At 71.7% G+C, this 24047-nt stretch carries 25 protein-coding genes; 8 read left to right on the top strand and 17 right to left on the bottom strand.

Translation table 11 applies throughout. The annotated features are described in order from the left end of the window. Window positions 1-38 precede the first annotated feature (38 nt). From OG897_RS27755 to OG897_RS27740, 4 genes are all read right to left on the bottom strand, one after another. A complete protein-coding gene (locus OG897_RS27755; RefSeq protein ID WP_266660846.1) occupies window positions 39-1160 on the bottom strand; it encodes an AAA family ATPase in 1122 nt (373 codons plus the stop codon). Window positions 1161-1272: 112 nt separating this feature from the next. Further along, window positions 1273-2724 carry a VWA domain-containing protein gene (locus OG897_RS27750; RefSeq protein ID WP_266660844.1) on the bottom strand — a complete coding sequence of 484 codons (1452 nt, stop codon included), beginning with the start codon at window positions 2722-2724 and terminating at the stop codon, window positions 1273-1275. Beyond that, entirely contained in the window at window positions 2721-4178 is a 1458-nt protein-coding gene (locus tag OG897_RS27745; protein WP_266662460.1) for a hypothetical protein, read from the bottom strand. Before OG897_RS27745 ends, OG897_RS27750 begins: the two co-directional genes overlap by 4 nt. Next, complete coding sequence (locus OG897_RS27740; protein WP_266660839.1) at window positions 4148-4669, bottom strand: hypothetical protein; 522 nt, start codon at window positions 4667-4669, stop codon at window positions 4148-4150. Before OG897_RS27740 ends, OG897_RS27745 begins: the two co-directional genes overlap by 31 nt. Window positions 4670-5067: 398 nt before the next feature. Between OG897_RS27740 and OG897_RS27735 the strand changes: the two genes are divergently transcribed. Beyond that, the gene (locus OG897_RS27735) at window positions 5068-5376 is read left to right on the top strand and encodes a hypothetical protein (protein ID WP_266660836.1); all 309 of its coding nucleotides are present in this window, start codon (window positions 5068-5070) and stop codon (window positions 5374-5376) included. An 88-nt stretch (window positions 5377-5464) separates the two neighbouring features. Here OG897_RS27735 and OG897_RS27730 read toward each other — a convergent pair whose 3' ends face one another. Together OG897_RS27730 and OG897_RS27725 are read right to left on the bottom strand one after the other, a co-directional pair. Continuing rightward, a complete protein-coding gene (locus OG897_RS27730; RefSeq protein WP_266662459.1) occupies window positions 5465-6496 on the bottom strand; it encodes a beta-ketoacyl-ACP synthase 3 in 1032 nt (343 codons plus the stop codon). 195 nt (window positions 6497-6691) lie between these two features. Then, window positions 6692-8221 carry an AMP-binding protein gene (locus OG897_RS27725; protein WP_266660834.1) on the bottom strand — a complete coding sequence of 510 codons (1530 nt, stop codon included), beginning with the start codon at window positions 8219-8221 and terminating at the stop codon, window positions 6692-6694. Window positions 8222-8223: 2 nt separating this feature from the next. Between OG897_RS27725 and OG897_RS27720 the strand changes: the two genes are divergently transcribed. Both OG897_RS27720 and OG897_RS27715 read left to right on the top strand, forming a co-directional pair. Beyond that, entirely contained in the window at window positions 8224-8481 is a 258-nt protein-coding gene (locus tag OG897_RS27720; RefSeq protein WP_266660832.1) for a hypothetical protein, read from the top strand. Between the two features lie 81 nt (window positions 8482-8562). Beyond that, window positions 8563-8958, top strand: coding sequence for a VOC family protein (locus OG897_RS27715; RefSeq protein ID WP_266660830.1), 396 nt, complete (start codon window positions 8563-8565; stop codon window positions 8956-8958). 31 nt (window positions 8959-8989) lie between these two features. Here the strand turns inward: OG897_RS27715 and OG897_RS27710 are convergent, their stop codons facing one another. Beyond that, entirely contained in the window at window positions 8990-9526 is a 537-nt protein-coding gene (locus OG897_RS27710) for an Imm49 family immunity protein (RefSeq protein ID WP_266660828.1), read from the bottom strand. 652 nt (window positions 9527-10178) lie between these two features. Here OG897_RS27710 and OG897_RS27705 point away from each other — a divergent pair. Further along, on the top strand, window positions 10179-11975 hold the full coding sequence (locus OG897_RS27705; RefSeq protein ID WP_266662457.1) for an ABC transporter ATP-binding protein: 1797 nt from the start codon (window positions 10179-10181) through the stop codon (window positions 11973-11975). Between the two features lie 271 nt (window positions 11976-12246). Here OG897_RS27705 and OG897_RS27700 read toward each other — a convergent pair whose 3' ends face one another. After that, entirely contained in the window at window positions 12247-13116 is an 870-nt protein-coding gene (locus OG897_RS27700; RefSeq protein WP_266660826.1) for an alpha/beta fold hydrolase, read from the bottom strand. Window positions 13117-13254: 138 nt separating this feature from the next. Next, window positions 13255-13914: a maleylpyruvate isomerase N-terminal domain-containing protein gene (locus OG897_RS27695; RefSeq protein ID WP_266660824.1), complete on the bottom strand. Its 660-nt coding sequence runs from the start codon at window positions 13912-13914 to the stop codon at window positions 13255-13257. Window positions 13915-14009: 95 nt separating this feature from the next. Here OG897_RS27695 and OG897_RS40835 point away from each other — a divergent pair, with 95 nt between their 5' ends. The 3 genes from OG897_RS40835 (at window position 14010) to OG897_RS27680 (ending at window position 15069) form a co-directional block, all read left to right on the top strand. Then, window positions 14010-14354 carry a hypothetical protein gene (locus OG897_RS40835; RefSeq protein ID WP_323188110.1) on the top strand — a complete coding sequence of 115 codons (345 nt, stop codon included), beginning with the start codon at window positions 14010-14012 and terminating at the stop codon, window positions 14352-14354. A gap of 152 nt (window positions 14355-14506) precedes the next feature. After that, complete coding sequence (locus OG897_RS27685) at window positions 14507-14806, top strand: hypothetical protein (RefSeq protein WP_266660822.1); 300 nt, start codon at window positions 14507-14509, stop codon at window positions 14804-14806. Then, a complete protein-coding gene (locus OG897_RS27680; RefSeq protein WP_266660820.1) occupies window positions 14803-15069 on the top strand; it encodes a hypothetical protein in 267 nt (88 codons plus the stop codon). The genes OG897_RS27685 and OG897_RS27680 overlap by 4 nt, the downstream gene beginning before the upstream one ends. 101 nt (window positions 15070-15170) lie before the next feature. On the opposite strand, the gene OG897_RS27675 is transcribed toward OG897_RS27680, so the two are convergent. The 6 genes from OG897_RS27675 to OG897_RS27650 form a co-directional block, all read right to left on the bottom strand. Continuing rightward, window positions 15171-15764, bottom strand: a complete 594-nt coding sequence (locus OG897_RS27675; RefSeq protein WP_266660818.1) for a GNAT family N-acetyltransferase — start codon at window positions 15762-15764, stop codon at window positions 15171-15173. A gap of 337 nt (window positions 15765-16101) precedes the next feature. Continuing rightward, the gene (locus tag OG897_RS27670) at window positions 16102-16692 is read right to left on the bottom strand and encodes a DUF6461 domain-containing protein (RefSeq protein WP_266660816.1); all 591 of its coding nucleotides are present in this window, start codon (window positions 16690-16692) and stop codon (window positions 16102-16104) included. A gap of 36 nt (window positions 16693-16728) precedes the next feature. Next, window positions 16729-17559: an ammonia-dependent NAD(+) synthetase gene (gene nadE, locus OG897_RS27665; RefSeq protein ID WP_266660814.1), complete on the bottom strand. Its 831-nt coding sequence runs from the start codon at window positions 17557-17559 to the stop codon at window positions 16729-16731. Between the two features lie 89 nt (window positions 17560-17648). Next, complete coding sequence (locus tag OG897_RS27660) at window positions 17649-18122, bottom strand: NUDIX hydrolase (RefSeq protein WP_266660812.1); 474 nt, start codon at window positions 18120-18122, stop codon at window positions 17649-17651. Window positions 18123-18253: 131 nt separating this feature from the next. Beyond that, on the bottom strand, window positions 18254-19459 hold the full coding sequence (locus OG897_RS27655) for a beta-ketoacyl synthase (RefSeq protein ID WP_266660810.1): 1206 nt from the start codon (window positions 19457-19459) through the stop codon (window positions 18254-18256). Next, on the bottom strand, window positions 19456-19725 hold the full coding sequence (locus OG897_RS27650) for an acyl carrier protein (protein ID WP_266660808.1): 270 nt from the start codon (window positions 19723-19725) through the stop codon (window positions 19456-19458). The genes OG897_RS27655 and OG897_RS27650 overlap by 4 nt, the downstream gene beginning before the upstream one ends. Before the next feature lie 140 nt (window positions 19726-19865). Here OG897_RS27650 and OG897_RS27645 point away from each other — a divergent pair, with 140 nt between their 5' ends. After that, complete coding sequence (locus OG897_RS27645) at window positions 19866-20594, top strand: lysophospholipid acyltransferase family protein (RefSeq protein ID WP_266660806.1); 729 nt, start codon at window positions 19866-19868, stop codon at window positions 20592-20594. 84 nt (window positions 20595-20678) lie between these two features. On the opposite strand, the gene OG897_RS27640 is transcribed toward OG897_RS27645, so the two are convergent. Both OG897_RS27640 and OG897_RS27635 read right to left on the bottom strand, forming a co-directional pair. After that, window positions 20679-22193, bottom strand: coding sequence for a hypothetical protein (locus OG897_RS27640; RefSeq protein WP_266660804.1), 1515 nt, complete (start codon window positions 22191-22193; stop codon window positions 20679-20681). Between the two features lie 133 nt (window positions 22194-22326). Beyond that, entirely contained in the window at window positions 22327-23835 is a 1509-nt protein-coding gene (locus OG897_RS27635) for a lipase family protein (protein WP_266660802.1), read from the bottom strand. Window positions 23836-24047: the final 212 nt, after the last annotated feature.

Raw genomic sequence — 24047 nt, 5'->3', positions numbered from 1 at the left:
CGCAGGCGGCGCAGCCGAGGCCCGCTGCACGGCGGCGGTCACGACAGGGTCGCGATCGCGTCGCGGCCGCCTTCGAGGAACTCCGGCCAGGAGCCGCCCTCCTGCTTGCTGCGCGGCTCGACGACGCCGTGCAGGTACTTGTTGAGGATCGCCAGGTCCTCCGGCTCGCGCCGGGCGAGGGAGCCGACGAGGGAGGAGGCGAGGGTGCGGGCGGTGAGGGTGCGGTCGCCGAAGAAGTTGCTGTGCAGGATGGAGTCCTCCAGGACGCCGATCTGTTCGGCGGTGGACAGGGCCGACTCCAGTTTCTCGTCGTCGCTGCCCGCTGCCGCAGCGGAGGCGCGCAGGTCGGCGAAGCTCTGGAGGAGTACGTCCAGGAGGGTGGGCGGCACGTCGAGTTCGATCTGGTGGCGGCGCAGCAGTTCCTCGGTGCGGAAGCGGACGATGTCGGCCTCGCTCTTCTTGTTCGTCACGACGGGGATGCGGACGAAGTTGAAGCGGCGTTTGAGGGCGGAGGACAGGTCGTTGACGCCCCGGTCACGGCTGTTGGCGGTGGCGATGACGGAGAAGCCGGGCTGGGCGAAGACGATGCTGTCGTCGCTGTCGCTGTCGAGTTCGGGGACCGAGATGTACTTCTCGGAGAGGATGGAGATCAGCGCGTCCTGGACGTCGCTGGTGGAGCGGGTGAGTTCCTCGAAGCGGCCGATGCGGCCGGACTCCATCGCAGTCATGATCGGCGAGGGGATCATCGACTCCCGGGACTGTCCCTTGGCGATGACCATCGACACGTTCCACGCGTACTTGATGTGGTCCTCGGTGGTCCCGGCCGTGCCCTGCACCACGAGGGTGGAGTTGCGGCTGATCGCGGCGGCCAGCAGTTCGGCGAGCCAGCTCTTTCCGGTGCCCGGGTCCCCGATGAGGAGCAGACCCCGGTCCGAGGCGAGGGTGACGATGGCGCGCTCCACGATGGAACGCTCGCCGAACCACTTCTGGGATATCTCCCGGTCCAGTCCGTCGGCCCGCTCGGAGCCCAGTACGAACAGCCGGACCAGCTTGGGCGACAGCCGCCAGGAGAACGGCTTGTGACCGTCGTCGACGGACTCCAGCCAGTCCAGTTCCTCGGCGTACTTGATCTCGGCGGGGGCGCGCAGCAGGTCGGACATATCAGGGCCTTTCAGTAGGAACAGCTCGGGATGAGGGTGTGCGGAAGCGCAGGAAGGCAGTGGTGCTGATGCGGAAGAGCGCGCTCCTGGAAGGAGATGCAGGCCCGGCCGCTCAGCCCAGGAAGTTCTTCAGTTCCTGGACGAGCTTGCGTATGTGGCCGGAGAGGACCGGCGTGCCGAGCGCCTTGAAGCGCTCGCGGAACCAGGGGTTGACCTCCTGGCGGCCCGAGCTGGTGACCGATCCGACCGGGATGAACTTCACTCCCGAGCGGTGGACGGCCTCGATGCCCTCGAACAGGGGCTGGGACCGGTCGAACTCGTAGAAGTCCGAGATCCACACCATCACGGTGTCCTTGGGGTCGGTGATCTTCGGGCGGGCCATCGCCATGGCGACGGGTCCGTCGTTCCCGCCGCCGAGGTTGGTGCGCAGCAGCGCCTCGAAGGGGTCGTGCACCCAGGGGGTGAGGTCGATGGCCCGGGTGTCGTACGCGATCAGGTGGACGTCCACCTTGGGCAGTCCGGCGAAGATGGACGCCAGGATGGTGCAGTTGACCATCGAGTCGACCATCGAGCCGGACTGGTCGACGACCACCACGAGGCGTTGCGGTGTCGTCTTGCGGGCGGTCTGCTTGTAGAAGAGGCGGTCGACGTAGAGCCGTTCCTCCTCGGGGCTCCAGTTGGTGAGGTTCTTCCAGATGGTGCGGTCGAGGTCGAGGTTGCGGTAGACCCGCTTGGGCGGGACGGACCGGTCGAGCGCGCCGACGGTGGACTTCTCCACCTGGGTGCGGAGCACTTCAGCGACCTCGTCGACGAACCGCCGGATGAGCTTCTTGGCGTTGGCCAGGGCGACGCCGGAGAGGTTGTTCTTGTCGCGCAGCAGTTGCTCGACGAGCGACATGCTCGGGTTCAGCTGCGCGGCGAGCACGGGATCGGCGAGGACTTCGCGCAGACGCATGCGCGAGACCAGTTCGGCTTCGATGTCCCCGAGTTCGGGCCCGATCCCGGGGATGAGCCGACCGAAATCGGGCAGTCGACCGCCGCCTCCCCCGCTGGTACGACTCAGGCCACGGCCTCCGCCACCGGGGAGGCCCGACCCGCCGCCGGACCGGCCGCCGCGCAGTTCGCCGGGGCGGCAGCCGAGAGCGCGCTCCAGCCAGCCCGCGTCGGACTGCCAGTTCGCCAGTTCTCCGGCGGAGACGTTGCCGGACGTGGGGGCGAAGACGTTCAGCAGCACCTTGGAGACGAGCGCCGCCCGCCGCACCTCGGCGGCCCGGTCGCGCTCCGCCTCCTCGTCGCCACCTTCCTCGGGGACCATCAGCCCGTCGAATTCGGCGGCCAGTTCGGGGTTGCGCTGGACGAGGGTGTCGACGGAGGCGCGGGGGTCGAGCAGTGCGGTGGGCAGGCCGAGGTCCTCGACGACGGCGAGGCTCGCCGACTCCAGGTTCGGCTGCTCCTCGGCGTCGAAGAGCCGGGAGAGGAGCCGCCAGTACTGGACCTGCCTGCGGCTGTCGTACGCGGCGGGTTCGAGGGCGGGGCCGCTCCGGGCGTCAGTGGTTCCGGTCATTTCCGCAGCAGCCTTCCCGCTCGCTCCCGCAGTACGGCCGCCGCGTCGGTGGCCGCTTTCTCCGCCTTCGCTCCCGCCTTGTCGGCGGTCCCTCCGGCCCACGCCCCGGCGTGCACGCCGACGGGCTTCTTGCGGACAGCGGTCTCCACGGCGAGCGGCTGGAGCCGGAACTCCCCGGCGTCCCAGCGCAGCAGCCCGATGCAGGCCCGCGACGCGGCGACCGCCTTGGGGGTGAGCGGTCCTGCGGTGGGAATCCGGTCGAGGTCCACTCCCAGGCGCTGCCCCGCGACGACGAACTCCAGCGCGTCGCCGCCCGCATCGCCGTCGCTGTCTGTCTCCGCGCCGTACCCCTCCAGGAACACGGGGACGGCGAGGCGCGCCGGGTGCCGGTCCAGGGGTGCGGTGCGCGGGGCGGTCGCGGTGGGCAGGGCAATGCGTGCGGTGGTGAGCGGGTCGGCGGGCTCGCCTGTCCGCGCCCGTGCGTCGTCCCAGAGGAGGTCGCCCTCGGCGGTGACCGGCATGTCGGTGAGGTCCATGGAGCGGCCGTCGCCTGCGGCGGTCAACAACGACAGGTGTGGGCGCAGTAGTTGCCACAGTCCCGCGCCGACGACGGTGTCCGGCTTCGGGGCCGACACACTGGCCCGCACGAGCCGCGACGGCGACCCGTCGGCGGGCTCGAACACGGCGTGCACCTGTGCCTGTACGGCGGTGGCGTGCTCCTGGAGGTCGACGCCGAGCGGCAGCAGACGCCCGGTGACCACCTGGGTGGCGGCCGGTGCGGCGGCTCCGGGAACGGTCAGGAGCAGGGCCCGCGTCCACAGGTCGGCCCAGCGGCGCACCGGGAACTCCTCCAGGGTCGCTCCCGGGCAGGACGCGGCGAGTTCGTTGGCGAAGCCGTCGAGCAGCGCCGCCAGCCGTCGCAGCGGAGGCTCGGCGAGCAGTGCGGAGATGACGGGTGCCGCAGCCGAGACGGCCTCGTGGTCCAGCCCGCGCCAGCCCGTACGGGCCAGGTCGGCGAGCCAGGAGCGGGCGGCGGCCGGCACGTTCGCCACGGGCACGACGTCCGAGCCACTTCGGTCGACAGCTTCTTCCCCCTCCCCTTCCCTCGCCCCGTCCCGGCCGGTGGCCGCGTCGACACGGGCGATGAGCGCATCGTGCACGGACCCGAGGAGCGCGCTGCGGGCTGCGGCGAGCGCGACGAAGTCGTCCTCGCCGCCTGCCCCGCCCGCCGCTCTCTCGGCGGCCTCGGCGACGCGCGCGGCCAGCGGTGTCCCGGAGACGGCCTGGGCGAGGGCCGCCGTGCCTGCGGCCTGGGCGGCGCCGGGACGCAGCAGTCCCTCCACCAGTACGCGGTCGAAGGCGTCGACGGCGGCCAGCGCTTCGTCGAGTCCTTCGATGTCCTCGGTCAGCAGATCCGCACGCATCACGCCACCGCCCGGGTCGGCGGGAACCAGTGCATCTCGGGCAACGGGGCGTTGACCGACGCGAGTTCGAGGTAGGCGAGGTGGCGGAGGAAGCGGCTGAAGACGGAGGCGGCGGCGGACGACTCGCCCAGGGAGGGGCGGGTGGTGGTCATGGCCGTGGTGAGGTCGGCGGCGACGGCTTCCGCCGTGGAGATCTCGATGCGGAGGTAGCGGGCGACGCGGTCGGCGCCGTACTGCACGACGGCTTCGTTGATGAGCGCGCGAAGGTGGTTGCAGAAGCTGCTGCGGAGGCCGCCGCAAGGGCGGTTGTTGTTGGTGCTGCAGGTGTAGGCGTAGCTCTTGGCCGCGACCGAGGAGACGTATACCCGCTGGATGTCGGAGCCGCTGGAGACGACGCCCTGGAGGCGGCCGTCGGCCAGCTCCACGAAGGGGACCTTGGCGAGTTTGCGGGGGCGGGCGGGGGTGAGGAGGCGGGTGGTGCTCGACCTCTCGCGGTCGGGCGGAATGGTGTCTGACGACACGCCAACTCCTTTGCTCCGAGGCACGCCTCGGGGGTCGTTCCGCCTGGTCGGCGGGACATGTAACGAACATAGACGCGACCACTGACAATGGAGGTTGGGGCGAGGTGGGCCGACCCCTTGGCGTGGGTGGTGGCCCTGGCGGGGTGCCGTGGGGCGCGGGCCGGTGGATGGTGCGGGTTCCGCTGCGCGGGGCTGGTCCTCTACCCTCCCCCAGCACTCGTGCAGGGGGCACCCTTCTTCCACCGTTCCCCGGACCCCCCTTCGGGAGCAAAAGCAGCCCGGGCGGGGAGATTCAGCCCGTCCAGCGTTTGAGAACGCGCAGGCGCAGCCCGTGCAGGGGGCAAGGGGCGTGGCCCCAGGCGGTAACAGCAACCACCCCCTCGCCCCGCAGGGTTTAGGTGAAGGGGCGGGGCTGGGGTGGCCCGCCGCAGGCGCACCAGGCGGAGCTCCCGTACTGGTGCCACAAGTGGCACGGCTCGGCGCAGTCGGCGGAGCAGTTCTCCCGTACCGCCGCCGCTGCGGCGCCCGGCGTGCTCCTCTCCGTACTCCCGCCGCAAAGCTGGTTCGAGCACAACGACACCGACGCGACCCGGCAGGACTGTCCGCACCCGAACCTGGTGGCGGCGGTGAACACCCTCCTCGTGGACGTGACGGAGGCCCTGGAGCAGTTCCGGCACGTCGACGGCTTCGTGGGGGCCGCCCCCTAATACCACTACGGCGACAAGGCCGCCGACGTGTACTGCGCGGCGCGCGAAACGGCGGTGCGGGGCGCGGCCTGACGGCCGTACGCCCAGGTCAGACGCCCGACACCCGTGCCACCCCGGCCAGGTCCGGCCACACCAGGGCGGCCGAGCCCCAGGTCAGTCCGGCGCCGAACGAGGTGAGCAGTACCCGTGCTCCCGGGCGGAGTTCGTCGCGGGCCGCCGCGTCGGCGAGGGCGAGGGGGATGGAGGCGGCTCCGGTGTTGCCGACGCGGGCGATGTTCGAGATCCGCCGTTCGGCGGGGACGCCCAGGCGGTCGCCGACGGCGCCGAGGATGCGGGCGTTGGCCTGGTGTCCGACGAAGTGGTCGACGTCCTCCGTCCGCCAGCCGACGTTGTCGAGCACGGCCCGCGAGGAAGCGGTCATCCGCAGGACCGCGTGCTGGAAGACCTCGCGTCCGTCCATCCGGAAGTGCCGGTCGCCGGGGCCGAAGCGCTCGGGCTCGGAGCGTTCCAGCGCGCCGCCTCCGGCGACCTCGATGAGGCCGTGCCCGGTGCCGTCGCTGCCGAGGTCGAAGCCCAGGACGCTGCCGGACTCTCCGCGTTCGCCGCGTCCCAGGATCACGGCCCCTGCGCCGTCGGCGAACACGACTCCGGCGCTGCGGTCGTCCGGTGCGATCAGCGTCGAGTAGACCTCCGTCGCGACGAGCAGAACCCGTTCGGCGATTCCGCAGGCGAGTACTCCGGTCGCGGTGGCCAGGGCGTACACGAATCCGCTGCACGCGGCGGAGACGTCCCAGGCGGCGACAGGGCCGAGGCCGAGGCGGGCGGCGAGTTCCGGGGCCATCGCGGGCATCGGCCGGTCGGGGGTGGAGGTCGCCAGGACGACCGCGTCGATACGGGGGTTCCCGGCGGCGTCCAGTGCGCGTACGGCGGCCCGGAGGGCGAGGTCGCCGGTGGAGGTGCCCGGGTCGGCCCAGTGCCGTTCGGCGATGCCGGTGCGCCGCCGTACCCAGGCGTCGTCGACCTCCCAGGCGGACGGCAGCGCGTCGTTGGGCACCGTGCGGGGCGGGACCCAGCCCGCGAGTCCTTCGACGACCGCCGTCGCGCCCTCCTTCGGCCGCATGGATTCCGCTTCCGGGTTGAAGAGTTCGCCTGACACCCGCACCTCGCCAGTTCACCCATGGGTTGACATCGGGACGAATGCCACGTTACGCCCCCACATCCCTGCCTCGCCGCCCCCGCAGCCGGACCGTCGTGTCCTGCGGCAACCGGCCCGACCCGTCCGGCGCACCGCCGACCACCGGCACTTCGGCGCCGGTCAGGGAGTGCGGACGGAGCCCCCGGCAGGAGGCGTCGCCGCCTGCGCGTTCTCGGCTGCGTACGCGGCCCGGATGCGGTGCTTGGCGATCTTGCCGTTGGGGTCGCGCGGCAGATCGGAGACGAGGTCGAGGGTGCGGGGGACCTTGAAGCCCGCGAGGGTGGTGCGCAGGGACTCGCGCAGATGGTCGGGGTCGAGTGCGGTGTCCGGTTCCGGTTGGACGAGGGCGTGGAGGCGTTCGCCGAACTCGGGGTCGGGTATGCCGAAGACCGCGCAGTCCAGGACGCCGGGACGGCCCAGCAGAGCGGCCTCGATCTCGGCCGGGTAGATGTTGACCCCGCCGGAGATGACCATGTCGACGGCGCGGTCGCAGATGTAGAGGTAGCCGTCGTCGTCGAGGTAGCCCATGTCGCCGACCGAGACGAGCCCGTCGAGGCCCGCCTCCTCGCGGGCCTCCGGACGGCCCTGGTAGGTGAAGTCCGTGTGCGCGGGCTGGCGTACGTACAGGACACCGACCTCACCGGGTGCGCAGTCCTTGCCGTTCTCGTCGACGACCCGGATCTGCGCGTCGCCCAGCGGTCGGCCGACGCTGCCGGGCCGCTCCAGGGCCTCGACGGAGTCGATGACGGTGATGTACCCGGTCTCACTGGAGGCGTACGTCTCGTGCACGATCGGGCCGAGCCAGTCGATGAGGGCCTTCTTCACCTCCGGTGCGCAGGGCGCTCCGGTGGAGCCGACGAAGCGCAGCGAGGAGAGGTCGTACCGCTCGCGCACCTCGCGCGGAAGCTTCAACAGCCTTACGTACATGGTCGGTACGCAGTAGAGAGCGTCGATGCGGTGGCGTTCGACCAGGGCGAGGGTCTGCTCGGCGTCGAAGCGCGGGGCGATGACGAACAGGTCGGCGGCGAGGGCAGCGTACTGGGCGAACATGCTCGGGGCGCTGTGGTAGAGCGGGGCCGTCATCAGGGCGCGGCATCCGGGCCGTAGTCCGTAGACCTGCCCGAGGACGGTGAGGGTGCGGTTGCGGAAGTCGTCTATCTCCTCGACGGGCACGGGAGCGCGGACGACGCCCTTGGGGCGTCCCGTGGTGCCGGAGGTGTAGGCCATGTGACCGCCGGGGGACACCAACGGCCCTTCGTAGTCGGCCTGTTGGGCGAGCCAAGGCTCGTAGGCGAGGAACGGCTCCGCAGGGCGGTCTCCTACCGCGAGGACGGTGAGGCCCTCGGGAAGCGCGTCGCGTGCCGCAGCCAGCAGGTCCGTGTTGCCGAGGACGGCTTCGGCGCCGCAGTCCTCGATGATGTAGGCGAGTTCGGTGGGGGTGAAGTGCCAGTTCAGGGGGCAGAAGTGGAAGCCGCCGAGGCGGCAGGCGAGCATGACGTCGACGTACGCGGCGTCGTTGCGCAGCAGCACCGCGACGACGTCGCCCGCGCGCAGTCCGAGCGCGTAGAGTCCGCCCGCCAACTTCCTTGCCCTGGACTCAAGTTCATGGGGCGCGGTCTCGCTGCCCTCGAAGCTGACGGTGGCGGTCATGGATGTCCTCTCGTCTCGTCCTGCACGTCCCGCTCGCCCTGCTGGTCCGGCTTGCCTGCCTGTCCGGCCCCGCTCGTGCGGCCCTGCTCGTGCGGCCTCCGGCCGTCATCGTGTCATGCACCCTGGGACTTGCACCTCAGCCCTGCCACCTCCCGTTTCGCCCGGCCCGGCAGGCCCGGGCCGCGTATCAACGCGGCCCGCCGTGCGGCGAGGTCGGGGCGGGTGCGGAGGAGCTCCAGAACACGGCCGGTGAGGCGTAAGAAGCGTACGGCCTGCCCCTGACACCCCGGCTGGCTACCCTGTGGCACGCCCCACCTGCTGCCGACTCCGGAGGCCCTCGCATGACCAGCAAGTTCACCGAGCTCTCGATCGACTGCGCCGACCCCGTCGGACTCGCCCGGTTCTGGTGCGCGGTCCTCGGCTACGAAGTGCAGGCCAAGGAGGGCGAGGACGAGTACATCTCGATCGGCTCGTCCGAGGTGCCCGAGGGGATCGACCGGCCGGGTCCCGTACCGCCGACGCTGGCGTTCGTCCGCGTGCCCGAGAGCAAGACCGTCAAGAACAGGCTCCACATCGACGTCAACCCCACCGACACCAGCCAGGACGAAGAGGTCCGCCGCCTGCTCGGGCTCGGCGCCCGCCCCGCCGACGTCGGCCAGACGGGCGAGGAGAGCTGGGTGACGCTCGCAGATCCGGAGGGCAACGAATTCTGCGTACTGGCGACGCGCCGCCCCTGAGAGCCTCAACCAGCCGTGGGAGCGGGCCTGTTCACTCCGGGCCCGCACCACTCCCCTCGGCCTTGTTCCGCCTTACTTCGGAGCCCGTTACGAGCCCCTGCGGCAGATAGCCGGACGTGACGCCCAGCGCCCACCCCTGGAGCTGAACGGCCAATGGGGCCAGGGAGATTGTGGCCAGCGGAAGCAGGCTACGGACGGGCGCGTCGGCAGGGGCGTCCTCGGAGAGCCGTACCAGACGGTCCGTCAGAGCGGCCTCTAAGAGGCGCCGATCGCCCTCCAGGAGCACGCGCAGCGGCCGCTGGTTCGGGGTCGAAACGGCGGCTGCATCCAACTCAGCTGCTGCGGAGGCTCGTTCAGTGGCGTCGGGCTTGCGCGGAGTGACGGAGGGCCAGTCGCGGGGGAGGTGGCCGGTGGCCTCGGTGAGGTAGAGGCACATCCGTTGGAGGCCGCACAGGCCAGAACTCCCGTACGTCGCCGAGTACCAGTACCCGAACGCCCGCCCTTCGACGTCCTCCAGCGCCGGGGCGATGCGCTGCTCGTCGACTCCGTGACACGCGACGTCCCGCACGACGCCTCCCTCCCCTGTTCCTGCCGGGCACCCGCCGGGTCCGCCGGGCCCCCAGCCCAGCCGGGCCCGTCATGGCACGCCACGTCGTGTCACCCGGCACGCCAGCTGTCACGTCATCAGAACGCCTCCCGGCAATCCCTCTCCCGAGTGAAGGGCCACCTACGGGTGAATCGAACGCCGGATCACAGCCCGCGCGCTCAGCACTCGCCCGCCCCACGCCACGGGCTCGAACATGCACGCGACGATTCGTCTCGGCGCCCCCGTAACGGGTCCTTGATCAGGAGAGTTTCCCGGCTGCCGAATCCGTTCGCTTCACCTCAGGAGGACCCGTGCATTCCGTTCGCTCCCGCACCCGGCGTCACTTTGCGTTCGAGAATCCTCCCGTTTCCGTCGTCCGCCCACGGCAGCAGGTTGACTCCGTCAGGGCACTGCCACTGGGCTCCTCCTCACGCCGTTCACCGAGGTGGGCCGCATGAGCAAATCCGAAGGAGCCCGCCCCCGCACCCCCGGCCCGACCCACCACGGCCCGACCCACCACGGCCCGGTCACCGGCCCGAACCCCTCCCCCACCGTTCCGCCGCCCCGGCCCGAGCGGTCGCGCCCCACCGTGCCGCCGGAGCTGGACTACAACGGGCGACGCCACCGCAGGGCCATGGAGGACGCCACCCTCCTCGACATGGCCCGGCGCATTCCGACCGCGCTGGCGCAGACCGCCAGGCTGGCCTGGTCGGTGGATCGCCGCATGGTGCTCACCGTGCTGGTCTGCCAGGTGCTGTCCGGGATCGGTACGGCGATCATGCTGACCGCCGTGGCCAAGGCCCTTCCCCACCTCTTCACGGCGTCGAGCCCCGCTGCCGCACTCGACTCGGCATGGCCCGCGCTGGTCGTCGCGGGAGTGGCGCAGGCGGCGGGTTCGGCGGCCTGGATCGCCGCCGACTGGGCCACCCGCCGCCTCAACCCCCAGGTGGCCTCCGCCGCCGACCTCACCATCGTCGACCTCCACATGCGGGCCGAGTTGAGCGCGTACGACCAGGAAGGCTTCAAGGACCGCAGCCAGGCCGCCGAGATCGGGGCGGCCCGGGCGGTGGACCTCGCGGACGACGCGAAGACCTTCACCAACGGTCTCGTCCAATTGGTCTCCGCCGCCTCGGTGTTGACCTTGCTCCACCCTGTCCTGCTGATCGTCCTGCTCCTCTCGGTCGTGCCGAAGGGCCTCGGCGGGGTGATCGCGGCGCGGATCGACTACCGGGTTCACGACCGTACGATTTCCGCCCGTACCGTGCGCGGAATGATGCGGTGGTGGCTGACCACCGCCGAACTCGCCGACGAACTGCGCGCGAACACCATGCGGGAATACCTGCATTTCTGGTACCGCACCATGTGCGACCGGGTCGAGGGGCGGGAACTGGAAGGCGCGGGGCCCTACCTCCGCATCACCGCGCTCGCCGCCGCCCTCTCCGGATTCTTCGTCCTCGGGATGTGGGCTTCGCTCGCGGCACTCGTCCTCAGCGGCCACATGGCGCTCGCCGTCGCCGGAACCGCGATCGTCGCGTCGCAGACGTCCGGCCGGGCGCTGAACTCGATCATTCGCTACGGGACGGTGATGTTCCACCACGGCCTCTATCTCAGCGATTACCACGAGTTCCTGGACGAAGTAAGGAACTCGACCACGGACCGAGGCACTTCCCTCGTCCACCGCCCCCCGCACACCATCCGCCTCGACGACGTCGGATTCACCTACCCCCACAAGGAAGTGCCCGCCCTGCACCCCCTTTCCCTCACTCTCCGACGCGGCGAGGTCATCGCGATCGTCGGCGAGAACGGGGCGGGCAAATCCACCCTCGTCCGTCTGATCACCGGCCTGACCCTGCCCACCTCGGGCCGCCTCCTCTGGGACACGACGGACCTCGCGGAGGCGGACGCGGAGTCGGTGTGGCAACACGTTGGCCTGGTCCCCCAGAAGAACGGTCACTGGCCGCTCGCCGCACGGGAGAACATCACGCTCGGCCAACAGCGCGAAGAGGACGACACCCGCGTGTGGGAATCGGCGGAGTCCGTCGGCATGGCCGAAACCCTGCGCGCGCTTCCTGACGAACTGAACACGCTTCTGGCCCGCTCGGTGTGGGGCGGCCACGAACTGTCCGGCGGCCAGTGGCAGCGCCTCGCCTGTGCCCGGGCCCTCTACCGGAGCCCCGGCGTCCTCGTCCTCGACGAACCCACCAGCGAGATGGATCCCCGGGGCGAGCACGAGATCTTCCGCGCGCTGCGGGAGACGGCCCACGACCGGATCACGCTGGTGGTGACGCACCGCCTGGACAACGTACGGATGGCGGACCGCGTGATCGTCCTCGACAAGGGCCGCATCCGCGAGGAGGGCACGTTCGACGACCTGGTCACGAGGGAGGGCAGCCTGCTGGGCGAGCTGTACGCCCTGTCCAAGGACCGCTGACCGACCGGGGGCCCGTCCCATCCGCGCCTGGGGCGGCCCCTCGTCGCAGCCCGATCGCCTCGGGCGGGGGTTGCTGGGGGGCCGTCGCTCCAGGTCGTCGTACTCGGGGCCGGATACACGCTCGCCCGGCCCCTGCTGCGCTTCGCCCGGTCTGTACGGCTCCAACAGGGTTGGAGCGCACGGGAGTTGCGGTGGCCGCTGCCCGACGATGTCCGCGCTTCGCCCAGGAGCTGGACCGTTGCGTCGGCTCGCTCTGAGCGATGGGGGGCGTTCAGGCGTCGTCGGTCCGCTCCGGGATCCCCTGCCCGAGAAACGCCGCGACCGTGCTGACGAAGTGGCGCGGATCGTCGAGCCACGGATAGTGGGCGGCTCCCGGCTGGACCGCCAGCTCCGCGCGCGGGAACAGCTTCGCGACCTCGGCGGCGACCTGCGGGCGCGGTCCGCCGTCGAGTTCTCCGGCCAGTACGAGCACGGGCACGTCCAAGGCGGCGAGTACCGCCCTGGTCGGCGCAGGGGCGAACGCGCCGTCCGTCGCATACGCGTCCGCCGCCGACTCGTTGCTCTGCTCGACGTCCGACGCCGCGTGCGCCCGCGCTGCCCCGTCCCAACGTCCGTAGAAGAAGGGGAGCGCCGCCTCGAACTCCTCGTCGGTCACCGTCCCCGACCACACCGCGTCGTACGCCGCGCGCCCCTGTCCGTACCACGGCTCCGCCGCCCGCAGTTCGGCCGCCTCCCTGCGCTGCTGCCCGGTGAAGTCGATGCCGAGGGCACGGGCACGGGCCGTGACGAAGGTCAGGGTGCGGATGCGGTGCGGGTACCGGGCCGCGTACAGGAGGGCGAGGTCGCCGCTCGCGGAGTGCGAGAGGACGTCGACGCGGTCGAGACCGAGGTGCTCGCGCCATGCCTCGACGTCGTCGACCTGTCGGTCGCAGCGGTACGTCGTCGGGTCGGCCGGGATTGCGGAGGCACCGGTTCCGCGCAGGTCGAGGAGGTGCAGCTGCCGGTGGTCCGAGAGTCCGCCGAGGTCTCCGAGGTAGGCGGAGGCGCGCATCGGCCCGCCGGGCAGGCAGAGCAGGGGCGTGCCCTCACCCCGTACGTGGAAGGCGAGTCGCGTACCGTCGGGCGCGGTGAAATGAGGCATGGCGTCATCCTCACCGGGCCGGCCAGGCACGGCAAAACGTTTGCCCGTACGTGAGCAGGGGCCTGCGGAGTCGCCGCCGTACGCGAGCAGTGCTCAGCGGAACCCCGCTCAGCCGAACCCCGCTCGGCCGAACCCCGCTCAGCCCAGCACGAACGGCAGCCGCTCCCCCAGTCCGCCCAGCTCCGCCCGCTCCTGCTCCGTCGGCGCGCGCCGTCCCGTGCCCACCAGCAGCGCGTCCTCGTCGGTGAAGGACGCGGGGAACGCCGCCCCCGCGATCCGCTCCAGCATCGACCTCGACCTCGCGAGCCCCTCGGCGGGCGGCCGGGCCGCACTCGCCGGGAGGTGGGCGACGAGGTCGAGGTGGTGGAGCGTCCACTCCATGACGTACGTGGAGAGGTAGTCGTCGGCGGTGAGCACCTCGCCTCGGGTGCCGACGCATGACGCCCGGTCGACGAGCTCTCCGGCCCGCCCTGCCGCCGAACCGATGTCGTCCAGGTGGAACTTGAGCAGGGCGGGGTCCTGGTACGCGGCGGCCAGCCGGACCGTGAGGGCGTCGAGCGGGTCCTCGCCGGTCGGCGGGGTGCCGGTGACGTCCCAGTAGGTCAGCTCGTTGCGGGTCGGCTCGCCGGTGGCGGGAGTCGCCAGGGTGATCAGCACGTCCTGCGCGTCGATGATCAGGTGACAGACGAGGTCCTGTACCAGCCATCCCTCGCAGCCGGACGGCCGTGCGAAGTCCCCGTCGGCGAGGTCGGCGACCGTGGCGCGCAGCGCTGCCCAAGTGTACGAGAAGAGATCCACGCGGGCACGCTAGTGGGACGTCGCGGGGGTGGACAACCCGGCAAGGTCCCGATGCCTGCCGGTCGGCTGTCGTTCGGGTCCTGGACGGTATCGGAGTGCAACCGCACTGGCGGTCCTTGGAGTTGGGCTGCGGCACCGGGTCCGTCGTACGGGAAACGGCCCGGCGCTCCCCCGACGGGCGAGCGGTGGTCCCCGGTCTGGCCACCGGGTTGCTGCGGATGCTGCCCGCGAGCCCTGAGATCGCCGCCGTGTGGGGTGCCGCCTTCGACCGGCTCCACCGTGAGGCCGTCGCCACCGAACTGGTGCCGGTCGACGGAGTCCTCGAAGCCCTGGACGCGCTGCGAGCCCTCGGACTGCCCGTGTGCGTGGCGTCGAGTGGCGGCCACGGAAAGCCGCCCCCGGCCTCTTCCTCCACGCGGCCCGGACATGGTGGTCTTTGACGACATGCGCAAACTGCCGGTGCTGCTCGACGGGGCCGTGGCTCGGCCCCGACTCCGGCCGACCGGCGCGCGGATACGCGTGCGTACCCGCTCCCGCCCCGGGTAGCGTCTCAGCAGCGACACCGTCTCAGCAGTGACGAGGAGGCAAGCCCGTGACCGCACAACCGGACCACCACCGTCCCGGTCGGTCCGCATCCGGGCCGCCCATGGGCACCCTGCACGAACTGCGTGCGGCTCTACGGGCCCACAGTTCGGCCGATCTGGACAGGTTCGAGACGGAGCTCGACGAGGCCGACCTCGACGACCTGGCCCAGGTCCGCGAGCTCATCCAGGCGTACCGGCACCGCGTCCTGCTGCGGCTCGACCCCGACGGCGTGGCCGCGCTGGCCCGGCCCAACGAGGACGTCGCCGCCGAGCTGCGCCGCAAGCTGGGCGAGGCCGGTAGCCGGTGACTCTGGCCTTCTACAGCGACAGTGCCGAGAAGGCCCGGATCGACCTCGCCCCGCGCGAACGGGCCGCCGTCGAGGCGGTCAGGGCGTCCCTGGAGACCGATCCGCAGCGGGGACGGCCCGTACCGGACGCCGGTGAGGATTCCGATTCGTACGTCGTCGAGCTGCTGCCCGAGGCGACCGGCGGGCGCGGCATCTCGGTCGTGCACCGGTACAGCGGGGAACTGGACGCCGTACTGATCACCTGGCTTGTGGCAGGGCCGTGAGCCAGGTGTCGTGAGCCCGGGGTCGTGAGTCCGGGGTCGTGAGCCCGGGGTCGTGAGTCCGGGTTCCGGTTGGTTCGCCTTGGTTCGCCCAGGCGGACCCCTCAACTTCCGCGCAGTTCACGGCGCATGAGAACCCGGGGGTGACCGGCCAGTACCGAGGTGGTGTCGGCGGCATGAGTGAAGCCCGCACGCTCGAAGTTCTTGCGGAGCCCCGCGTACGCCATCGTCAGGTCGACCCGGGCGTCGCCGTTGTCGAGCGGGTACGCCTCGATCACCGGAGCCCCCTGGGCGCGGGCGAACTCGACGGCCCCCGCGATGAGCGCGTGCGTCAGACCCTTCTTGCGGTGGCCGGGGCGCACCCGTACGCACCACAGCGACCAGACCGGCAGGTCGTCCACGTGCGGAATCTTGCGGCTGTGCGCGAAGGTCGTGTCGGCGCGCGGTGCGACGGCCGCCCAGCCGACCGGCTCCGCGTCGCCACCGCCGGCGGTGTCGTACGCGAGGACTCCCGGCGGGGGCTCCTTGCGGCACAGCCCGGCGACGTACTCGCCTCGGGCGGGACCGACGAGGGAGTTGTTGAGCTGGGACGGGATGCGGTAGCTCAGGCACCAACAGACGTTGGCGGTCGGGGACTTCGGGCCGACCAGCGTGCGGACGTCCTCGAAGACCGTGGCGGGGCGGATCTCGATGGTCATGGATCCATCGTGGCACGGGGGTCTGACAATCCCGGCCCTCCGGGGAGAGGCCCGCGACGGTGCCGATGACCAGGGTCGCGCCGAAACCACCGAGTACCGCCCAGGTTCGGGTTGCTCGGGATGGACGGTGGTGGTCCGGCTGCACCCGCCTCGGACGGACACCGGGACGGCACGGCGTTCCATCCGCTCCGTACGACCGTCGACGACGTGATTCGTCGGGTCGCCCAGGGTGAGCTTCGGGGCGGAGAAGGCACCGTGCTGGGCGTCGCTCGCGGCCGGGCGGGAACAGAGCATCAACCCCTCGGGAGAGACTGCCGGGACGCGCAGACCACTGGGCTTACGTCTCCGGAGGGGAGCGGCGCGGGGACAGTCTCGTCAGCAGCTCCTCGGTGACCCGCACTCCGGTCAGCCGCTCGGTGAGCGCGAAGACGGCTGCCTTCTGGTCGACGTCGACGGTGAACCCGCCCACCAGGTCGTCGACCTCCGTGAGGTCGAAGCCGACCTCCGCCAGTACGTCGTTCAGCGCGTCGGGGGTCGAACCGGAGCGGTCCGTGGGCCACTCGAAGGCGGTGCGGAGCCGACCGTCCTCGTACCAGTGGAAGTGGTCCGTGGGCAGGTCGGTGTCGGTCGTGTGCGAGACGGCCCGCGAACCGGCGGAGAGCGCTTCCAGGGCGTGGGGTCGTATGCCCGTACGGCCGTCATGGAGATGCAGGGCGAGGGCCCAGTCCCCGCCCTCCCCCGGCACGCCGAGCACCCCCGTGGGGGACGGGTCCCGCTGCCGGTCGGCCAGTTCGGCGGGCGTCACGCCCCGTACGAACGTCAGGGTGTAGCCGCCCGCCAGCGCGCGGGCGAACGCGGAGGCGGGGTCGCGTATCCAGCGGTAGTCGGCGGCGGTGGCGGGACTCGCGCGACTCGTACGGAAGTTCATGCGAACAGACTGCCACCGCCCACTGACAATGGGTGCTCAGGGTGCGATCGGCAGCTGACGCTTGTGCTCGGTGGCCCGGTAGCGGCGCACGATGATGTCGTACGCGGCGGCATCGACCGGCTTGCCCTCCAGGAAGTCGTCGATCTGGTCGTACGTGACCCCGAGCGCGTCCTCGTCGGCCTTGCCGGGGTCCAGCGTCTCCAGGTCGGCGGTCGGCACCTTGCTGACCAGCTCGGCGGGCGCGCCGAGCTCCGCACCCACGGCCCGCACGCGCCGCTTGGTCAGGCCGGTCAACGGCACCACGTCGGCCGCGCCGTCGCCGAACTTCGTGAAGAAGCCGGAGACCGCCTCGGCGGCGTGGTCGGTGCCCACGACGAGGCCGCTCCGGGCGCCCGCGACCGCGAACTGGGCGATCATGCGCTGTCTGGCCTTGATGTTGCCGTGCACGAAGTCCTGCTGGTGGGCGTCGCGGAAGACGGTGCCTCCGGCCAGCAGTGCGTCCAACGACGCGTCACTCGCGCCCTTCACGTCCACCGTGAGCACTTCGTCGGCCTGGATGAACTCCAGCGCGCGCTGGGCGTCCTTCTCGTCGGCCTGCGTGCCGTACGGCAACCGCATCGCGTAGAAGGTGGCGTCCCCGCCGCCCTCCCGCACCCGCTCGACGGCGAGCTGGCAGAGGCGGCCCGCGGTCGTGGAGTCCACGCCGCCGCTGATGCCCAGCACCAGAGAGCGCAGACCGGTGGAGGTCAGCTGGTCCGCGAGGAAGGCGACCCGCTTCTCGATCTCCTGCGGCGCGTCGAAGGACGCGCCGACGTGCAGATCCCGGGCGATTTCCTGCTGCACGGACGTGGGCGCCTGCTCGGTCACGGTTGCTCCTCGGTCGGAGGTGGCTGGGGGACAGACAGCACTCTAAGCGACGCCAACGCCCTCCTGATCAGGGCATACGGGCTGCCACCTCAGTGTTCGACCAGTCCGCCGACCGGAACCGGGGCGACGTGGCCGGACGACGGGGCATCCCGCTCCAGGGCGAGGCCGACGTCCACGAGGGAGGAGCGGATGAGCCGGGGCACGGCCGCGAGCGGCGTCCAGACGGACTCGGCGGTCTCGCCGTTCGGTTCGGGGCGGAGGTGGCCGCCGGTGACGCGGACCCGGTAGAAGACGCCGACGTTGTGGAGGGCGGGGAGGCCGGGGGTGCGGCGTTCCGCCGCGGGGACGGTGCGGGAGTCAACACCCAGCAGGCGTTCGACTGCGGCGTCGAGGCCGGTCTCCTCGGCGACCTCGCGGATCACGGCGTCGAACGGGTCCTCGCCGCCCTCGACCCGGCCGCCGGGGAGGGTCCAGGTCTGTTGGCCGTCCGGCTTCACGGCGTGGGCGAGGACTACCCGACCGCCCTCGATGCACACGGCGTACGCCGCCAGTCGCAGGTCCATGGGGTCAAGCTAGCCCGCCGGGCGGCACCCGGGTGCGCCTGCGGCGGGTTGTCCCGGCCCCGCCCCTCCGCCTCAACCCTGCGGGGCGTGGGTGGGCTGATGTCACTACCGGATCCGCAGACGGGCAACGGTCACGCCCTCGCCAGCACCACCGCCGCGTTGTGCCCCCCGAATCCGAAGGACGTGCTCAGGGCGATCGACGAGGCGTGGGCCCGCTCCGCGCCCATGACGACGTCGATGTCCAGGGCCTTGTCCAGCTCGGTCAGTCCCGCCGTCGGCGGCACCACGTCCTCCCGCAGCGCGAGCACCGTGAGGGCCGCCTCGATCACCCCTGCCGCGCCCATCGTGTGGCCGAGGGAACCCTTCGCGGACGTGACCGGCGGGCGGTGCGGGAAGACGCGCCGCAGCAGCGCCCCCTCCACCTCGTCGTTGCGCGGCGTCGACGTCCCGTGCGCGTTGATGTGGTCGACGTCCTCGGGGAGGAGTCCGGCGTCGGCCAGTGCCGCGCGGACCGCCCGTTCCGCGCCCCGGCCCTCCGGGTGCGGGGCCACCAGGTGGTGCGCGTCCGTGGAGGCTCCGTAACCGATGAGGCGCGCCAGGGGCCGGGCACCGCGCGCGGCCGCGTGTTCGGGGCGCTCCAGGATCAGCGTGCCCGCGCCCTCCGCGATCACGAAGCCGTCGCGGGCCGCGTCGAAGGGCCGCGAGGAGTGGTTGGACAGCGCGCCGAGCTGGGTGAAGCCCGTGACGACGAGGCGGGTCAGCGGGAACTCCGCACCGCAGACGACCGCGATGTCGCACTGCCCGGTGGCCAGGAGGTCGCGGGCGGTGCCGAGCGCGGTGGTGCCGGAGGCGCAGGCCGTGGAGAGGGCTGTCGTCGGGCCCGTGATCCCGAAGCGCAGGGCGATGTTCGCGCCCGCCATGTTGATCAGGTATCCGGTGAGGAAGTACGCGGAGACGCTGCCGGGGCCACGGTCGGCGAGCCGGGCGGCGGCCGTCTGCTCGGAGTGCACCCCTCCGGTGCCGTGTCCGGTGACGACCGCGACCCGGGAGCCGTCCCAGGCCGAGGGGTCCAGGTCGGCGTGTTCCAGGGCCTGCGCGGTCGCGGCGAGGCCGAGGCGGGCGACGGGGTCGAGGGACGCCGAGCCGCGTTGGCGCAGGACGGGGTGGTCCAGGGCCGGAACCCGGCAGGTGAGGGAGACGGGGAGGTCGTGGAGGCGCGGGTCGGGCGCGGCGGTGGGACGGCCCTCGCGGACCGCGGCCCAGGTGGTGTCCCGGTCGGGCCCCGCGGCGGTGACCAGTCCGATGCCGGTCACGACCGGGGCGAACGCGGGCTTCACGCGCGCGCCCTCCGTTCGTCGACGCGGGAGACGAACTCGCCGAGCGTGAGGTCGCGGAGGTCCTCTTCACCGAGCTTGACGCCCAGTTCGTCCTGGAGGGTGATGGCCATCTCGACCACCATGAGGGAGTCGATCAGGAGGTCGGTCATCGGCGTCAGTTCCCGCACGGCGGCGGGGTCGGCCTCGAACTTCTCGACGAGAAGGCCCGTGACGATTTCCAGGGTGCCTCGGGTGTCCTGGGTGTCCAGCTGCGCAGACGTGCTCATGTCGCCCTCCCATGGGGTTATTTGAGTTGTTCCAGCACTGTCCGGCACTGTATCGACAAGTTTCGGGCGACCCGTCGACATACTGAGCAAATTCCCTTTTTCAGGGTTTTGCACAGTAAGGGCAGTGAGGTGGTTCGGCCGTGCAGGAGTCGGTAGGCGAAATCAGCGACAACGCGTTGCGGGGGCTGACGTCCTGGCTCGCCGACTCGTACTTCCGGGTGGAGACCTCCGGAATCGAGAACGTTCCGGAATCGGGGCCGGTGATACTGGTCGCCAATCATTCCGGAGCGTGGGCGCTGGACGGTTTCATCCTGAATGAGGTGCTGGACCGCGAGCTGGAGCGGCAGGTCGACATCATGGCGTCCAGCCTGGTGTTCAGGTTTCCGGTCCTCGCCTCGACCGCGCGAAAGGCCGGGATCTTCGACAACGACCCGACGGTGGGACTGAGTCGGCTGGAAAGCGGAAAGGCCGTCGGGCTGTTCCCCGAGGGATTCGCGGGGGTCCGCAAGCCGTTCCGGCAGCGGTACCGGCTGCGTACGTTCAGTACGGGATTCGCCGTGACCGCGATGCGGGCGGGAGCACCGGTCGTACCCGTGTCGATCGTCGGCGCGGAAGAGGCGTATCCGAAACTCGGCGAGGTCGACTTCCTGGCGCGGCTGACCGGGCTGCCCTATTTCCCGGTCACCACGCTGCTGCCGTTGCCGTCGAAATGGCTGATCTCCTTCGGGGAGCCGATTCCGGTTCCCGTACGGTCGGATTCCTTCGCCGAACGAGCGGCGGCGGCCCGGCTGTTGTGCGACGAGGCGCAGGCGACGGTGCAGAAGATGGTGGACCGGGACAGGGCCAGGCGGGCTTCTCCGTTCCACTGAGGCGGTTCCACTGAGGCGGTTCCACTGAGCCCAGGAGGAGCCGAGGGGGAGACCGTACGCACCCCCACGGTCCGCACCGGCTCCTCAGTTGGCCAGCCAGCGCGCCGCGTTCTGGACGTCGGCCGCCGCGCGGCGGCAACGCTCCGCGTGGGCCAGCAGGAGCATGCGGGAGCGCTCGCCGACGGCGTCGTGGTTCCACCCGCTGTCGTGGGCCAGGTCGACGAGGCGCTGGGCGTGCTGTTCGAGACTGAGGGCGCTTTCCCTGGTCAGCGCCGCGTAGTGGGCGGGGGCGCGGCCCTGGGCGGCGGTGGGGCGGGGTTCGGCCGCCGGAACGTCCGAGGAGGCGTCCGCCCCGGTGAGGGCGACGGTGAGCTTCGCCGGGTCCAGGGTCCTCGGCAGGTCGTCCGGGTCGAGACGCGGTTCCCGTACGACCGGCTGGATGAGGTCGGTGAGCGCCACGACCAGCGCGCGGGCGGTGCTCGCGGCCAGCTCCGCTGCTTCGCACTGCCCCGGCGTGGCGCACAGCGACGGCGCGGGGGTGCCGGGGCGGGCCTCCCCCTCTGCGGCCGCGAGGTCGTGCAGCCAGGAAGTGGCGCACAGGATGTCCGTTCCGGCCTCGATCGACACGTCGTGCCACCGGAAGGGCGTCGTCACCTGATAGGAGGTCGCCGACCTGGGGGGATAGCGGCGCAGCGCCTCGTTCACGGCGGTCTCCGCGCGCTGCGACGCGGGCATCGCGGGCTGGACGGTGAGCAGGGCGAGGGCCTGGAGCGCGGTGTGCGTGGTGGCCTGGGTGAGCAGGTCGAGGGTGTGCTCCACTGCGGCGGCGGCCTGCTGGGCAGTGGGGCTGCCCAGTGTCGGAGCGGGGGAGCTGCCCGTGTCCCGCGCGGTGTCGGTCGCCGCGCTCGCGAGGCCGCCCAGACCGCCGAGACCGCCGAGTCCTCCCGCGCCGTCGCCCTCGCGCAGGTACGAGGACACGCGGCGGCGCAGTGCGGCGGCCCGGTCGGCGTACTCGTTGGCGTCCTCGGCCGTGTTCGCCACCGCCAGCAGGTCGCTGAGGAGGGTGTCCTCCGCCGCCGCGTCGCCCAGGACGACCCGGCGGGCGAGGCGCTGCACGACCGCGCACCAGTCCTCCCGGGCGACGGTGGCGTCGGCGTGCCGGGCGGCGACGAGGTGCGCGGCCTCCTGCGCGGCGACCGCGTGCACGTCGCGCAGGAGGGACGGCGGTACGGACACGGCCGCGTGCGGTGCGACGGGGTGGCGTCGGCCCTCGAGGGTGAGCCGGTCGGCGCGGCCCAGCGCCCCTGCCTCGTGGGCGTGTGCGATCAGGTCCGTGGCGTCGTCGGCGTCGAGCGGTGCGAGGTAGGCGCCGAACGGTGTGTGCAGCCGGACCGGGCGGCCCGATCGGCTGCGCTTGAGCTGGGTCAGGAGCTGGCGGGTGAGACTCTCCCGGGTGAACGGGGTCAGGCCCAGCGCGCGGGCGGGCGCGTCGATCCACGGAATCCGCTGGGCGGCCAGGGCAACACCGAACAGCGCGTTCTCCAGCGGCCTCGCGGTGGCTGGCTCGCGGGACTCGGTCGGGTCGTCGAGGACGGTCATCGGGCGGCCTTTCGTGGCGTGCGGGGCGTGCGGGGCATGCGGGGCATGCGGGGCATGCGGGGCATGCGGGGCATGCGGGGTGTACATGCCGTATGTGGCATATGTGGCGTGCGGGGGGGGCCGCTGGTCCGTCCTACCTGTCGAGGAGCAGGTACGGCTGGTTGCCGACGATCTCGCCGTCGTAGTCCGTGATCAGCGAGTTGACGTGCTCGCGGTGCTGGGGCATCGCGTTGCGAAGCGTGCCGGAGTACGACTGGGGCGCGTGGGACAGCGGGTAGTCGTACGTGTCGTCCAGCCAGGCCAGTTCGACCCACTGCTCCGGGATGTCGTTCGGGGAGGAGGGGCCTCGGCCGTCGAGGTGGGGGATGACGTCGTACTTGTTGACGAGGCTGATGACCTGGGTGCGGGGGTCGGCGGGACGCTTGTTGTCGATGGGCGAGCCGACGGTGACGATGTGGGTGAGCCGGTACGTGGAGACCAGGTCGAGGTCCGTGGCGAGGTTCATCGCGGTGATCCCGCCGAGGCTGTGCCCGACCACCATCAGGTCCGAGCCGACCGGGACGCCCGCACGCAGCAGCAGGTGCTTCGCGGCGCGCGCGTACGTCGTGTCGGTGCGCAGTGCCGCGTCGAAGGCGCCGACGATGTCCTGGGTGGTGCTGTTGCGCAGCAGGCCGAAACTGGTACCGGGCAGCAGCAGGACGTGCCGTACGGAGCCGTCGGTGCACTGGATGCGGCGCAGCAGGACGAGACCGTGGTTACCGAGGGCGGCGATGTCGTCGATGTAGCTGACGATCTCGTTGCTGGAGCGGGTGAGGCAGCGCTCCAGGATGGCGTCGGGCTCGGCGCGTTCGGCGCGGCCGGGGCCGGGGTTGAGGTGGCGGATCAGTCCGGCGGGGAGCCCGAGGAACGGTTCCGTGGTGGGGACGCCGCCCGCCAGGGTCACCCAGGCGAAGCCGTCGTTGCCGGGGTTCTCGTCGAGCAGGGCGATCAGCGCGAACAGCTCCATGGCGACGGGGCTGACCGTGGTCAGGGCGCGTGTGACGCCCATGAGGTCGACCAGTCGGCGTGCGGCGCGGATCGCGTCGAGGCGGCGGCCCGCGACGAGTGCGTCGGTGAGGTCCTTGGCCAGGGGCGCAGCGAGGTTGGGGTGCTCGATGGCGGCGGCCTCGATGCGCAGGGCGAAGGCGTCGACGGCCATGGCGACGGGGGTCGGCCTGAGCCGAACGACGGCGGCGGCCGAGCGGGCGGCCTCGCCGAAGAGCCCGCCGTTGGCGATGAAGCCGAGCCCGGAGGGGTTGGTGAGCGCCTTGGCGGTGGAGGCCACGGTGCCGAGCGCCCACAGGGGCCGCTTGAGCGCGTTGAGACCGACCCGCCAGCTGGAGGCGGCGGCGGTCATCTCCGCTCCGGCCTGCTTGGCGGCGAGTGCGGCCTCGGCGAGCAACACCGAGGCGGCGATGAGGAGTTCGGGGTCGGTGCGGCCGGACGGCGCGGCGGGAACTTCCGGCACGCCCGACGCCCCCTGGGCCTCCTGCACCTCCTGCACGGCGGGCGCGGCGGCACCGCTCGCGTGCCGCCGCTCAGGGCGCCTTGCCTTCCCCTTGCGCCGTACGTCGGTGTCTTTACTGGCCGTACGGGTTGCCATCGCGGCCGCCTCGTTTCCCTGTCGCGGTGCCTGTACGCCCGCGCCGCGCCCGTGCACGGACTTCTTCGTACGGAGGGGATTCGTACGGGTGGGCGTGGTGCGCTGTTCCGTTCGTTCCTACACACACCCAACCCACTCCACAGGAGCCACGCACGCCCGGCAACGAGACGACACCCGTTCGGGGCACAGCCCCCGAACGGCGGGCTGCCCGG

The sequence above is a fragment of the Streptomyces sp. NBC_00237 genome (assembly GCF_026342435.1).
Classification (GTDB): domain Bacteria; phylum Actinomycetota; class Actinomycetes; order Streptomycetales; family Streptomycetaceae; genus Streptomyces.
Note: the sequence above shows the minus strand (reverse complement) of the source record. Positions and strands in the feature narration are given on the sequence as shown.

Bases quoted from the DNA above. Each gene is read 5' to 3' on its own strand.
- OG897_RS27755 (WP_266660846.1), bottom strand. From the start codon at position 1,160: ATGTCCGACCTGCTGCGCGCCCCCGCCGAGATCAAGTACGCCGAGGAA.
- OG897_RS27750 (WP_266660844.1), bottom strand. From the start codon at position 2,724: ATGACCGGAACCACTGACGCCCGGAGCGGCCCCGCCCTCGAACCCGCC.
- OG897_RS27730 (WP_266662459.1), bottom strand. From the start codon at position 6,496: ATGCGGCCGAAGGAGGGCGCGACGGCGGTCGTCGAAGGACTCGCGGGC.
- OG897_RS27725 (WP_266660834.1), bottom strand. From the start codon at position 8,221: ATGACCGCCACCGTCAGCTTCGAGGGCAGCGAGACCGCGCCCCATGAA.
- OG897_RS27720 (WP_266660832.1), top strand. From the start codon at position 8,224: ATGTCCTCTCGTCTCGTCCTGCACGTCCCGCTCGCCCTGCTGGTCCGG.
- OG897_RS27715 (WP_266660830.1), top strand. From the start codon at position 8,563: ATGACCAGCAAGTTCACCGAGCTCTCGATCGACTGCGCCGACCCCGTC.
- OG897_RS27705 (WP_266662457.1), top strand. From the start codon at position 10,179: ATGGAGGACGCCACCCTCCTCGACATGGCCCGGCGCATTCCGACCGCG.
- OG897_RS27700 (WP_266660826.1), bottom strand. From the start codon at position 13,116: ATGCCTCATTTCACCGCGCCCGACGGTACGCGACTCGCCTTCCACGTA.
- OG897_RS27675 (WP_266660818.1), bottom strand. From the start codon at position 15,764: ATGACCATCGAGATCCGCCCCGCCACGGTCTTCGAGGACGTCCGCACG.
- OG897_RS27670 (WP_266660816.1), bottom strand. From the start codon at position 16,692: ATGAACTTCCGTACGAGTCGCGCGAGTCCCGCCACCGCCGCCGACTAC.
- OG897_RS27660 (WP_266660812.1), bottom strand. From the start codon at position 18,122: ATGGACCTGCGACTGGCGGCGTACGCCGTGTGCATCGAGGGCGGTCGG.
- OG897_RS27650 (WP_266660808.1), bottom strand. From the start codon at position 19,725: ATGAGCACGTCTGCGCAGCTGGACACCCAGGACACCCGAGGCACCCTG.
- OG897_RS27640 (WP_266660804.1), bottom strand. From the start codon at position 22,193: ATGACCGTCCTCGACGACCCGACCGAGTCCCGCGAGCCAGCCACCGCG.
- OG897_RS27635 (WP_266660802.1), bottom strand. From the start codon at position 23,835: ATGGCAACCCGTACGGCCAGTAAAGACACCGACGTACGGCGCAAGGGG.